The sequence below is a fragment of the Bradyrhizobium acaciae genome, assembly GCF_020889785.1.
GTDB lineage: Bacteria > Pseudomonadota > Alphaproteobacteria > Rhizobiales > Xanthobacteraceae > Bradyrhizobium > Bradyrhizobium acaciae.
The window spans coordinates 15,606-28,067 of record NZ_JACMYK010000090.1; the positions used below are offsets into that span (position 1 = coordinate 15,606).

General features: G+C 65.8%; 8 protein-coding genes. 5 read left to right on the plus strand and 3 right to left on the minus strand.

Going from position 1 to position 12,462, the window contains the following annotated elements; all coding sequences use genetic code 11:
* The first annotated feature begins 96 nt into the window (after positions 1-96).
* Both H8A92_RS27390 and H8A92_RS27395 read left to right on the plus strand, forming a co-directional pair.
* Complete coding sequence (locus tag H8A92_RS27390) at positions 97-1,881, plus strand: acyl-CoA dehydrogenase family protein (RefSeq protein ID WP_229198642.1); 1,785 nt, start codon at positions 97-99, stop codon at positions 1,879-1,881.
* A 37-nt stretch (positions 1,882-1,918) separates the two neighbouring features.
* Positions 1,919-3,142 carry an ABC transporter substrate-binding protein gene (locus H8A92_RS27395; protein ID WP_229198643.1) on the plus strand — a complete coding sequence of 408 codons (1,224 nt, stop codon included), beginning with the start codon at positions 1,919-1,921 and terminating at the stop codon, positions 3,140-3,142.
* A gap of 16 nt (positions 3,143-3,158) precedes the next feature.
* On the opposite strand, the gene H8A92_RS27400 is transcribed toward H8A92_RS27395, so the two are convergent.
* The 3 genes from H8A92_RS27400 to H8A92_RS27410 are packed head-to-tail and all read right to left on the minus strand — an operon-like array spanning position 3,159 to position 6,700.
* Positions 3,159-4,886, minus strand: a complete 1,728-nt coding sequence (locus H8A92_RS27400; protein ID WP_229198644.1) for a bifunctional protein-serine/threonine kinase/phosphatase — start codon at positions 4,884-4,886, stop codon at positions 3,159-3,161.
* A gap of 30 nt (positions 4,887-4,916) precedes the next feature.
* The gene (locus tag H8A92_RS27405; protein WP_229198645.1) at positions 4,917-6,176 is read right to left on the minus strand and encodes an MFS transporter; all 1,260 of its coding nucleotides are present in this window, start codon (positions 6,174-6,176) and stop codon (positions 4,917-4,919) included.
* 47 nt (positions 6,177-6,223) lie between these two features.
* Positions 6,224-6,700, minus strand: a complete 477-nt coding sequence (locus H8A92_RS27410) for a hypothetical protein (protein WP_229198646.1) — start codon at positions 6,698-6,700, stop codon at positions 6,224-6,226.
* Positions 6,701-6,815: 115 nt separating this feature from the next.
* Between H8A92_RS27410 and nirB the strand changes: the two genes are divergently transcribed.
* The 3 genes from nirB to H8A92_RS27425 are packed head-to-tail and all read left to right on the plus strand — an operon-like array spanning position 6,816 to position 12,290.
* Positions 6,816-9,275: a nitrite reductase large subunit NirB gene (nirB, locus tag H8A92_RS27415; RefSeq protein ID WP_229198647.1), complete on the plus strand. Its 2,460-nt coding sequence runs from the start codon at positions 6,816-6,818 to the stop codon at positions 9,273-9,275.
* The gene (gene nirD, locus H8A92_RS27420; protein WP_146991496.1) at positions 9,272-9,601 is read left to right on the plus strand and encodes a nitrite reductase small subunit NirD; all 330 of its coding nucleotides are present in this window, start codon (positions 9,272-9,274) and stop codon (positions 9,599-9,601) included. The genes nirB and nirD overlap by 4 nt, the downstream gene beginning before the upstream one ends.
* A 22-nt stretch (positions 9,602-9,623) precedes the next feature.
* On the plus strand, positions 9,624-12,290 hold the full coding sequence (locus H8A92_RS27425) for a nitrate reductase (protein ID WP_229198648.1): 2,667 nt from the start codon (positions 9,624-9,626) through the stop codon (positions 12,288-12,290).
* Positions 12,291-12,462: the final 172 nt, after the last annotated feature.

Here is a 12,462-nt window from a genome sequence, read left to right on the forward strand (position 1 = left end):
GCGATCGTTCCCGATGTTGCAGGCGAAGTTTGAACACCGATGACATCGCGCACGCCGGCAAGGCTGCTGCGACGTCATCCCAAAGGGAGCACCCCGATGCAGATCAGCGCGCGCGACCTTCGCAGCCCCGACGATGCCGGCGTGCCGGCCGATCCGGCCCGCCACATCTCGCATGATTGCGCGGGCCTCAACTTCTATGATCTCGATCGCGGGCTCCGCGGCCTTATGGGGCTCTATCTGGCGCGCGAGGATCGCGAGCGGCTGGAGCCGCACTTCAAGCGTCTTGGCGAACTGGCTGGCGGCAGGCTCGATCGGCTGGCCCGGGTCGCCGACAGGCATGCGCCGGTGCTCAATCCAAGGGACGCCTACGGCCGCGACGAGGACTGGATCGACTATCATCCGGCCTATCGCGAGATGGAGGCGATCGCCTTCGGGGATTTTCAGTTTCATGCCATGAGCCATCGCGCCGGTGTGCTCGGCATGGACCGGCCGCTGCCGGCCGTGGCCAAATATGTATTTCAGTACCTGTTCGTGCAGTCCGAGTTCGGGCTGATGTGCCCGATCAGCGTCACCGACACCTCGACGCATCTGATCCGCAAATTCGGCTCGGACGAACTCAAGGCCTATCTGCTGCCGAAGATGCTGTCGGACGACATCGCGACGCTGTGGAAGGGCACGCAGTTCATGACCGAGCGCGCCGGCGGCTCCGACGTCGGTGCCGTCGAGACAGTCGCGCGCCGCGATGGCGACGTCTGGCGTCTGACCGGCGACAAATGGTTCTGCTCGCACGCCGATGCCGACGTCGCGCTGATGCTGGCGCGGCCTGAGGGCGCACCCGCAGGCACCAAGGGGCTCGCGCTGTTCGCGCTGCCGCGCCGCCTCAAGGACGGCCGGCGCAACAGCTACCGGATCGTCCGCCTCAAGGACAAGCTAGGCACCAAGTCGATGGCGTCGGGCGAGATCCGGCTCGACAATGCCGTTGCCTATCTGGTCGGTGATCCCTCGCAGGGCCTCAAGCAGATGATGGAGCAGGTCAACCTCTCGCGCCTGTCGCACGGCGTGCGTGCCGCCGCGATGATGCGGCGCTGTGTCAACGAAGCCGTGGTCAGCGCCTCATCGCGCGCGGCGTTTGGCCGGCGCGTCATGGATTTCCCGCTGCTGCGCCGGCAGCTGATGAAGCTGATCGTGCCGACCGAGCAGGCACTGTCGATGATGCTGGTGGCGGCGCGCGCGATGGACGATGCCAATGCCGGCTCGGCGCAAGCGAGGGACCTGCTGCGCATCCTGACGCCGCTGTTGAAGTACCGCGCCTGCCGCGACAACATTCCGGTCGCCACCGGCGCGATGGAGGTGCGCGGCGGCAACGGCTACATCGAGGAATGGGTGCAGCCGCGGCTGGTGCGCGACGCCCATGTCGGCGTGCTCTGGGAAGGCACCAGCAACATCAACGCGCTCGACATCATCTCGCGCGCCGTCGGCAAGAGCGGCGCGCAGGGGGCTCTGGCGAAGGCCTTGCAGGCGCGCCTGGACGAGGCGTCGAGCCTGCCCGATCCGTACCGCACGCGGCTTCGCACCGCGCTCGACCGCTCGATCGCCTTTGCCGAGCAGATCGCGGCCGATCGCCAGTCGGAGCATTCAGCGCGGCTTGCCGCCAGCGCGCTCTACCATGCGGCATCGGCGATCATGCTCGCCTGGGAAGGGTGCCAGGCGGAGGTCGATCCGCGGCGGCTGCTGCTGTCGCGGTTCGTGCTCGAGCATCGCCTGACCGCCAAGGACCCACTGGCTCCGGCCGACGATGCTTGGGAGCGCGATGCCATCGCGCTGGTGCTCGGTGATGCGCCCGTCACTTTCGCTGCGGCGGCCCGGCTCCTGACGGCCTGACCGCAGCAGATCAAGAAACGTCGAGGAGGAGGTTTCCATGCGATCGATTGCGGCCGTGCTTGCGGCAGTCTTTTGTCTCGCTGCGGTCGGGTCCGCGCGCGCGCAAGTCTCCGGCGACGTGGTGCGCATCGGCGTCATCAACGATATGTCGGGCCTCTACTCCGACCTTGGGGGCGAGGGCTCGGTGGAAGCGGCCCGCCTCGCGATCGAGGATTTTGGCCCGACCGTGCTTGGAAAGAAGATCGAGCTGGTATCGGCCGACCATCAGAACAAGCCCGATGTCGCCTCCGGCATTGTGCGTCGCTGGATCGACGAGAACGGTGTCGACATGATTGCCGACGGCGGCAATTCGGCGACCGCGCTGGCCATTCAGGGCATCACCCGCGACAAGAAGCGCATCTTTGTGATTTCCGGGCCCGGCAGTTCCGATCTGACCGGAAAGCAGTGCTCGCCATATGGGTTTCATTTCACCTACAGCACCTACGCCGAAGCCTCAGCCGTCACCAAGGCGATGCTGAAGCAGGGCGCGGATACGTGGTTCTTCCTGACCGCGGACTACGCCTTCGGTCATGCACTGGAGCGTGACGCATCAAGCTTCATCACGGCCGCCGGCAGCAAGGTCGTTGGCTCGGTTCGCCATCCGCTCGGCGCCTCGGACCTGTCGTCGTTCCTGCTTCAGGCCCAGAATTCGAAGGCGAAGGTCATTGCATTGGCGAATGCGGGCGGCGATACCGTCAACAGCCTGAAGCAGGCTGCGGAGTTCGGTATCGGGAAATCCGCCAACCAGAGCATTGTCGCTCTTCTGATGCTGATCACGGACGTGCATTCGCTTGGCCTTCAGGCGGCGCAGGGCATCATCTACGCGACGTCGTTCTCATGGACCCAGAACGAGGCGACCCGCGCCTTCGGTCATCGCTTCATGGCGCGGCGACACGGGCAGGCGCCGACCATGATCCAGGCCGGCGTCTACAGCGGAGTGATGCATTATCTGAAGGCGGTGCAGGCGGCCGGGACCGACGATGCCGACGCCGTTGCCGCGGCGATGCGCAAGCTTCCGGTCAACGATTTCATGACGCAGGATGCGGGGATCCGCGAAGATGGACAGGTCATGCGTTCCATGTATCTCGTTCAGGCCAAATCGCCATCCGAATCGCGCGAGCCGTGGGACTATGAAAAGGTGATCGCGACGATTTCGCCGGACGAAGCCTGGCGGCCGCTCGCCGAAGGTGGCTGTCCGCAGGTTCAGCAGAAAGCCCGGTGAGTTTGCGGTCGCCGCCTTAATGCCGCGCCAGCAGCACCACGATGACCAGGGCAAGGATGGCGCACAGCACCTTCCAGAAGGTCACGGGATCGCGGTCGTGCAGCGATTTGCGGGTCGTGACGGCGGGGCCAGCCCAAGTCGCGCCGTTTTCCAGCTCGTGCGCGAATTCGATGGCGTCGCCGAAGCGTTGCGTGGGCTCGACGCTGAGCGCCTTGCCGATCACGGCATCGAGCCAGGCCGGCAGGTCCGGCCGGTAACGTGACAGCGGCATCGGCTTGCCGAAGCGCGGCCGCGAGAACGGCTCGATCTCGCCGAACGGATAGTTCGCGGTGAACATACGGTAGACCGTGACGCCGAGCGCGAACAGGTCGGAGGCCTCGTCGCCGGCCTTGCCGCCGAACAGCTCGGGCGCCATGTAGCTCGCGGTGCCCGGAACATCCTCGGCCGGAAAATCCTCCAGCAGCGGCACGCGCGCGACGCCGAGGTCGACGAGCCGCAAGCCGCCGTCCTTCGCGAGGATCACATTGTCGGGCTTGATGTCGCGATGGATGATGCCGGCGCGGTGCAGCGCCGTGACCGCGCGCACCAGCTTGGTCGCGATTGCGATGCCCTCGGTGAGCGACAGCCGTGGCGCACGATTGAGCCGCTGCTCCAGCGTCTCACCCTCGTAGAGCGGCATCGCCGAATAGAGCCGGGTCTGCCGCTCGGCCGGCACCTCGATGATCTCACCGATCCACAGGCTGCGCACGCGCGCGGCAACCCACGCCTCGCGCACGAAGGCGAGGCGATAAGAGCCTTCGCTGGCGACCCGCGGATGCGGAAACTTGAGCACCACCTCGCGGCCGGCGCGCTTGTCGGTCGCCTTGAACAGGCGGCTGTAGCGTCCGTCGGACAGTACGTCGCCAAGCGCGAAATCGTCGATCGTGTCGCCGCTGTCAGGCAAATCGAGGATCGGCAGCGTTGCGATCGCAAGGGTGAGATCGTCGCGATCCGCCGGCGGCAGGTCGACGACGTCGAGCACCAGCGCGGTCGTGTTGTCGCTGCTGCCGGCCGCGAGCGCGGCATCGACGACGCTGCGTGCCGATTTGTCTGGCGGCGTGCGTTCCTCCAGCAGCTGCTGCAGGCGGGAATCGGCGAGCGCGCCGTGAACCCCGTCGCTGCAGATCAGGAGGCGGTCATGCTGCCGCAGCCCGACGGACGTATAGTCGAAGCGGGCGAACTCCTCGAATCCGATGGCGCGGCTCAGCATATGGGCGAGGTCGCCGCGGCCGGCGATATGATCCTGCGTCAAACGTTCCAGCCGTCCCTCGCTCAGGCGATAGGCACGGGTGTCGCCGATATGGATCACATGGCATTGCCGTCGTGACAGGACAATCGAGGAGAACGCGCAGGCCATTCCGCTGCGCGCGGCATCGACGCGGCCCTGGCCGTAGATCCAGCTGTTGGCGGCTTCCAGCGCCCGCGCGGCGCGGCGGCGCACGCCGAGCGTCTCGGGCAGTGAATAGTAAGCGTCGATGAAGCTGCGGACCGCGACTTCCGCGGCTTCGCGCCCGCCCTTGTGGCCGCCGACGCCGTCGGCGACCGCGGCTACGACGTCGCGATGAAGCGTGCCCGGCTGGCCAAGGCAGGCCGCGACGTAGTCTTCATTGGCGGCACGCTTGCCGGTCTCGCTGGCAAAGCCTACGCGAACGCCGAGATCCCTTTGCAGGTCTCGCGGCAAATGTCGTTGCGCGCCGTTCGCCACGTCCGAGCCCGTCCTCTCCAGAGGGAGCCGTCAGACGCGCGCTCCCGACACTGCGCCCCAGGTGGTGCGCCAGCGGACCTTGACCATGGCAAGTCCGATGAAGCCAAGCAACGCCAGCGCGCCGAAGAACAGGAAGCCAGCGCCGAAGCCGCCGGTCATGCCCTTGGCGTAGCCGAGCGTCTGCGCCAGGAAGAAGCCGCCGACGCCGCCGGCGCAGCCGACAAGTCCGGTCATCAAGCCGATCTCGTGGCGGAAGCGCAGCGGGATCAGCTGGAATACTGCGCCATTGCCCATGCCGAGCGCCAGCACGCCGATCGAGAATAGCAGCACGGAGATCCAGGCGATGTGCGGCAGCTCGGTCAATGCCCAGCCGCCTGCGGCCGGCGCGGTCGGGCCCTCCGGCATGAAGGCGATCACGAGATAGGCAGCGACCACGACACCGAACAGGATCGACAGCGATCGGATGCCGCCGATGCGGTCGGCGATCATGCCGCCGACGGGGCGGAATCCCGAGCCGAACGCGACGATCAGCGCGACCAGCATGCCGGCCGCCACGCCCGAGACATGATACTGCACGGTGAAATAGAGCGGCAGCGCGTTGGCGAGGCCGACGAAGCCGCCGAAGGTGATGAAGTAGAAGAACATGAACCAGCGGCTGTCGGAATCCTTCAGCAGCGCGCCATAGGCCTTCAGCGAGATCTTCTTGCGCTCGCCCGGGGCGTCCTTGGCCGCGAACGCGTAATAGGCGAGCACCATCAGCATCGGAATCAAGAGGCAGCCGAACACGGCCTGCCAGCCCCAATGTTCGGCGATGCTCGGTGCGAGCAGCGTGTCGAGCACGACGCCCATATTGCCGGCACCGGCAATTCCCATGACCACGCCCTGATATTGCGGCGGGTACCAGCGGCTGGCCTGGGGCAAGGCGACCGCGAACGAGGCGCCGCCGACGCCGAGGGCAAGCCCGAACAGCTCGATCGCAAGCTTGCTTGTCAACCCGAAATGCCACACCGACGCGGTTGCGGCGATGACGACGAGCTGGGCGATGATGCCGGTGGGCTTGGCGCCGATGATGTCGGCGAGAATGCCCATCGGCACGCGGAGCAGCGCGCCGGCGAGCACGGGAATGGCGACCAGGGTGAACTTCTCGTTCACGGCCAGATTCATGTCGCGCGCGATGTAGACGATCAGCGGACCGAGCGCGACCCACGCCATGAAGCTGATGTCGAAGTAAAGGAACGCAGCGAGCAGGGTCGGCCAGTGACCTGCCTTCTTGAACTCGGCTAGCTTCATCGCACACGTCTCGCGCTGATGCGGCGGAGGCAGCCGCAAAATCGCGACTATCCCGGGCGCAGATAAAATCGAATGTGGGTGAATGCGCGAGCGCGCTCGTCGTTGAGACGCACTCCGTCAATAGGTGAGGTCAGCAATTGCCGTGCCATCGAGTCGATTGCGTCGCTTTGCCTTGCAGTCGCAAGGCGTTGCAGCGAGATCGCGGGTAGCGTCCGGTGCGCGGGATTGGCGAGGCTTGCAGCAAGCGCCGCCGCGCAAACGCGCACGCTGATGCTTTCTTGTGCGATGCGCATGTCGGCATGCGATCGCGTCCCGGGGACGGGCTCGCGATCATGATCGCTGCTTTGATGCTGTGATGCACAAGAGATCATCGGCGTGGCTAAAAATTCGGCCGGTAGTCCGCGCGCCGGGGCGACCGGGAGATTAGGGCTCGTCGAAAACCCGTTGATTTTGTTGTCAGATTCGCCCGTCAAGAATTGGCACGCGTTTTGAATATTAATCAGTAACGGAACATCGATCGTCATTGAGGACGGTCTGCGCCCGCGGCTGGGCTTCCTAACAACTCCAAACCTCTATCGGTGTCGATCGACGACGCGCGCCGCGTCGCTGAGCACAGCCGTCGGAATTGAAAGGCAGACCATGCTCGACAAGGTGACCAAGCAGAAGCTCGTGGTGATCGGCAACGGAATGGCCGGTATCCGCACCGTGGAGGCGCTGCTGGAGCGCGCACCCGATCTCTATGACATCACGGTGTTCGGCTCCGAGCCCTACGGCAATTACAACCGCATCCTGCTGTCGCCGGTGCTCGCCGGCGAGAAGACCGTCGACGATATCATGCTCAACACCGTCGACTGGTACGAGGACAACAACATCACGCTGCGCAAGGGCGAGACGATCAATATGATCGATCGCCGGACCTGCGAAGTCGTCACCGAGGCCGGCGAGCGCGTTCCTTATGATCGCCTGTTGATTGCGACGGGCTCAAACCCGATCATGCTGCCGCTACCGGGCAAGGACCTGCCGGGCGTGATCGGCTTCCGTGACATCTATGACGTCGATCGCATGATCAAGGCCTCGACCGACTATCGCAACGCAGTCGTGATCGGCGGCGGCCTGCTCGGCCTCGAAGCCGCCAACGGGCTGATGAAGCGCGGCATGAACGTCACGGTCGTGCATCTGCTCGACACCCTGATGGAGCGTCAGCTCGATCCGGTGGCCGGTGGTCTGCTGCGCAAGTCGCTGGAAGAGCGCGGCATGGTGTTCAAGATGCCGGCCCAAACCCAGGCGATCCTGGGCGAGGACCGCGTCACCGGCGTGCGCTTCGGCGACGGCACCGAGCTGGCGGCCGATCTCGTGGTGATGGCGGTCGGCATCCGCCCGAACTTCGAGCTCGCCAAGAAGGCCGGGCTCTATTGCGAGCGCGGCGTCGTCGTCTCCGACACCATGCAGACCTATGACGGCCGCATCTATGCGGTCGGCGAATGCGTGCAGCACCGCCGCCAGACCTACGGTCTCGTCGCGCCGCTGTTCGACCAGGCCAAGGTCTGCGCCAACCATCTCGCGATGAAGGGCTTCGCCACTTATGACGGCTCGGTCACCTCGACCAAGCTGAAGGTCACCGGCATCGACCTGTTCTCGGCCGGCGACTTCGCGCCGGGGCCGGACAAGGAGGAAATCGTGCTGCAGGACGCCAATCGGGGCGTCTACAAGCGCATCATCCTGAAGGACAAGAAAATCGTCGGCGCCGTGCTCTATGGCGACACTATCGACGGTCCCTGGTACTTCCAGCATTTGCGTGACGGCACCGACGTCTCGCATATGCGCGAGCGCCTGGTGTTCGGTGCCGCCAATCTCGGCGACGGCGGCGTCAGCGGCCAGAACTCGGTTGCCGCGATGAGCGACGAGACCGAGATCTGCGGCTGCAACGGCGTCTGCAAGGGTGCGATCGTCAAGGCGATCTCTGAGAAGAAGCTGTTCACGCTCGACGACGTCCGCGCCCATACCAAGGCGTCATCGTCCTGCGGCTCCTGCACTGGCCTGGTCGAGCAGGTGCTGGCGTTCACGCTCGGCGGCGACTATTCGGCGGCGCCGAAGGTCAAGCCGCTGTGCAAATGCACCGATCACAGCCATGACGACGTCCGCCGCGTCATCGTCGAGCAGCAGCTCAAGACCATTCCGGCCGTGATGCGCTTCATGGAGTGGAAGACGCTCAACGGCTGCCATTCCTGCCGTCCGGCGCTGAACTACTATCTGCTCGCGACCTGGCCAGGCGAATACCGCGACGACCAGCAGTCGCGATTCATCAACGAGCGCGTCCACGCCAACATCCAGAAGGACGGCACCTACTCGGTGGTGCCGCGGATGTGGGGCGGCGTCACTACCCCGAGCGAGCTGCGCGCGATTGCCGACGTTGCCGAGAAGTTCAACATTCCGACGGTGAAGGTCACCGGGGGCCAGCGCATCGACCTGCTCGGCGTCAAGAAGGAAGACCTTCCGGCGGTCTGGGCCGACCTCAACGACGCCGGCATGGTGTCGGGCCATGCCTACGCCAAGGGCCTGCGTACCGTGAAGACCTGCGTCGGCTCGGAATGGTGCCGCTTCGGTACCCAGGATTCCACCGGCCTCGGCGTCAAGCTCGAGAAGTTCATGTGGGGCTCGTGGACGCCGGCCAAGGTCAAGCTCGGCGTCTCCGGCTGCCCGCGCAACTGCGCGGAGGCGACCTGCAAGGACGTCGGCGTGGTCTGCGTCGATTCCGGCTACGAGATCCATTTCGCCGGCGCCGCCGGTTTGCACATCAAGGGCACCGAGTTCCTGACCAAGGTCGAGACCGAGGACGAGACGCTCGAGGTGATCGTGGCGCTGACCCAGCTCTATCGCGAGGAGGGCTGGTATCTCGAGCGCATGTACAAATGGTGCGACCGCGTCGGGCTCGAGCAGATCAGGAAGCGGGTGGTCGACGACGTGGCCAACCGCAAGGCGCTGTTCGGCCGTTTCGCTCACTCGCAGCAGTTCGCGCAGACCGATCCGTGGGCCGAGCGCGCCAGCCGCGGCGTCGACCGCAACGAGTTCGCGCCTCTCGCCGAATTGGAGCTCGCATGACCAGCTGGATCGAAATCGGCGCGCTCGACGACATTCCGCGGCTCGGCTCGCGCGTGGTGCGGACGCCGGGCGGCAACATTGCGGTGTTTCGGACCGAGAGCGACGAGGTGTTCGCGCTCGACGACCGCTGCCCGCACAAGGGCGGGCCGCTGTCGCAGGGCATCGTGCACAACAAGCGCGTGACCTGTCCGCTGCATAACTTCGTCATCGAGCTGGCCAGTGGCCAGGCGGTCGCGCCCGACGAGGGCTGCACGCATACCCATCCGGCCAAGGTCGAGAACGGCATTGTCTGGCTGTCGGTGCGGCAGGCGGCTGCGGTGAGCTGAGCAGCGAGGGAAAGATCCTGCAATGCTGGTCAAGACCACGTGTCCTTATTGCGGTGTCGGCTGTGGCGTCATCGCGTCGAAGGACGCGGCGGGGGCGGTCCGGGTCGAGGGGGACAAGGAGCATCCGGCCAATTTCGGCCGGCTCTGCAGCAAGGGCTCGGCGCTCGCCGAGACCATCGATCTCGACGGACGTCTGCTGGAGCCTGTTATCGACGGCGCGCCGGCCACATGGGACGACGCGCTCGCTCGTGTCGCCGACGGCTTTAGCCGGGTCATCCGCGAGCACGGGCCCGACGCGGTCGCGTTCTATGTGTCCGGTCAGCTGCTGACCGAGGACTATTACGTCATCAACAAGCTCGCCAAAGGCTTTGTCGGCACCGCCAATATCGACACCAACTCGCGGCTCTGCATGGCTTCGAGCGTAGCCGGGCACAAGCGCGCGTTTGGCAGCGACACCGTGCCGGGCTGCTACGAGGATCTCGAGCAGGCGGATCTTTTGGTGCTGGTCGGCTCCAACGCCGCCTGGTGCCATCCGATCCTGCACCAGCGCATGCTAGCGGCAAAGGAGAAGAACCCAGCGTGCAAGATTGTGGTGATCGACCCGCGCCGCACCGCGACCTGCGAAGGCGCTGATCTGCATCTGCCGCTGCGCTCGGGCAGCGACAGCGTGCTGTTCAACGGGCTGTTCGCATACCTCGCCGGCAGCAACGCGGTCGATCGCGGCTTTGTCGGCAATTGCACCACAGGCGTCGTCGACGCGCTCAAGCAGGTCGGCGGACAATCGGTCGCGCAGACGGCTGCGACCTGCGGCCTGAGCGAAGGCGCGGTCGGGCTGTTCTTCGACTGGTTCACGAAGACCGAGCGCGTCGTCACGCTCTATTCGCAAGGCATCAACCAGTCGTCGAGCGGCGTCGACAAGGTCAACGCCATCATCAATTGCCATCTCCTGACTGGGCGCATCGGCCGCCCAGGCATGGGGCCGTTCTCGCTCACCGGCCAGCCCAACGCGATGGGCGGCCGCGAGGTCGGCGGGCTCGCCAACCAGCTCGCTGCGCATATGGAGATCGAGAATTCAGCGCACCGCGAGCTGGTGCAGCGGTTCTGGCGCGCGCCTGTCATTGCGGAGAAGGGTGGGCTGAAGGCGGTCGATATGTTCGACGCCATCACCGACGGCCGCATCAAGGCGGTATGGATCATCTCGACCAATCCGGTGGTGAGCCTGCCCGATGCCGACCGCGCGCGTGCCGCGCTCGACGCCTGCGAGCTTGTCGTGGTGACGGATTGCATGCGCGACACCGACACCACGCGCCATGCCGACGTGCTGCTGCCGGCGCTGGCGTGGGGCGAGAAGGACGGCACCGTCACCAATTCCGAGCGCCGGATCTCGCGGCAGCGGCCGTTCCTGCCGGCGCCCGGAGAGGCACGCGCCGACTGGCGGATCATCTGCGATGTCGCCGCCCGCATGGGATATCCCGGCTTCCACTACGCTTCAGCCGCGGAGGTGTTCCGCGAGCACGCCGAATTGTCGGGCTTCGAGAATAACGGCCAGCGCGATTTCGACATCTCGGCGCTGGCTGCGCTCGACGATGACGGCTATGACGCGCTGGCGCCGGTGCAGTGGCCGGTGACGTCGGACCATCCGGCCGGCACGCCGCGGATGTTCGGGAGTCAGAAGTTTTTCACGCCCGACCGCAAGGCCCGTTTCGTGCCGGTCGCACCGCGCGCGGCGCGCAACGCGACCAGCCGCGACTTTCCGCTGGTGCTCAACACCGGGCGCGTACGCGATCAGTGGCACACCATGACCCGGACCGGGAAAACCGGACGGCTGCTGTCGCATATCTTCGAGCCCTATGCAGAATTCCATCCCGAGGATGCCCGACAGGCCGGGCTGCAAAACGATGGGCTGGTTCGGCTGACGAGCAGTTGGGGCGAGATGATCGCGCGCGTCGTGGTCAGCTCCGACCAGCGCCGCGGCTGCGTGTTCGTGCCGATGCACTGGAACGAGGAGTTCGCCGGCGAGGGACGCGTCAACGCGCTGGTCAATCCGGTCGTCGACCCCGTGTCTGGTCAGCCGGAGTCGAAGCACACGCCAGTCAAGGCCGATCCTTACGCGCCGAAATGGCATGCCTTCATCCTGAGCCGCGATGCCATCAAGCGTCCGGCGTCGGGCTATTGGGTTTACGGCAAGGCCGGCGATTGCACGCGGCTGGAGCTGGCGCTCGACATCCGCCCGGAAAGCTGGCGCGACTGGGCGAGGGCGCAGCTCGGCCTCGAAGGCGTCGAGATCGAATGGATCGCCTATCGCGATCCCGCCGCAGGACGTTTCCGCTACGCGGCGGTGCGCGACGGCCGGCTCGAGGGCTGCGTGTTCATCGCGCCCGATCACACGCTGCCGTCGCGGGCCTGGCTGGCCGGGCTGTTTGCGGAACAACAACTCTCGGCCAATGCGCGGATGTCGTTGCTCGCAGGGCGGCCGTTCGGGGCCGGCGAGGATGTCGGCCCAATCGTCTGCTCCTGCTTCAGCGTCGGACGACACCAGATCACCGCCGAGATCAGGAAGGGGGCCGACAGCGTCGATGCGATCGGCCGCTGTCTGAAGGCCGGCACCAATTGCGGTGGCTGCAAGCCCGAGATCGGCAAGCTGATCGGCGCCACCGCGCAGCCGCGCCAGGCGGCGATCGCGTCCTAGTTTAGCAGCCGCGGCAGATGCTCTTCAGCTTGCTGTTGAGCAGGCGGTCCTCCTCGTCGGAGGCCGCATTGGTATAGACATCGTTGCCGTGGCGCGCGTCGCCGGCAAATCCGCCGCCGCGAGTGGCGCCGCCGGCATGCATGCTGTGGCTGTGCCCGCCGCCATGGCCATG

Excerpts from the sequence above, each read along its gene's own strand:
- H8A92_RS27410 (WP_229198646.1), bottom strand. The coding sequence starts at position 6,700 with ATGACGATCGATGTTCCGTTACTGATTAATATTCAAAACGCGTGCCAA.
- H8A92_RS27425 (WP_229198648.1), top strand. The coding sequence starts at position 9,624 with ATGCTGGTCAAGACCACGTGTCCTTATTGCGGTGTCGGCTGTGGCGTC.
- nirD (WP_146991496.1), top strand. The coding sequence starts at position 9,272 with ATGACCAGCTGGATCGAAATCGGCGCGCTCGACGACATTCCGCGGCTC.
- H8A92_RS27395 (WP_229198643.1), top strand. The coding sequence starts at position 1,919 with ATGCGATCGATTGCGGCCGTGCTTGCGGCAGTCTTTTGTCTCGCTGCG.
- H8A92_RS27390 (WP_229198642.1), top strand. The coding sequence starts at position 97 with ATGCAGATCAGCGCGCGCGACCTTCGCAGCCCCGACGATGCCGGCGTG.
- H8A92_RS27405 (WP_229198645.1), bottom strand. The coding sequence starts at position 6,176 with ATGAAGCTAGCCGAGTTCAAGAAGGCAGGTCACTGGCCGACCCTGCTC.
- nirB (WP_229198647.1), top strand. The coding sequence starts at position 6,816 with ATGCTCGACAAGGTGACCAAGCAGAAGCTCGTGGTGATCGGCAACGGA.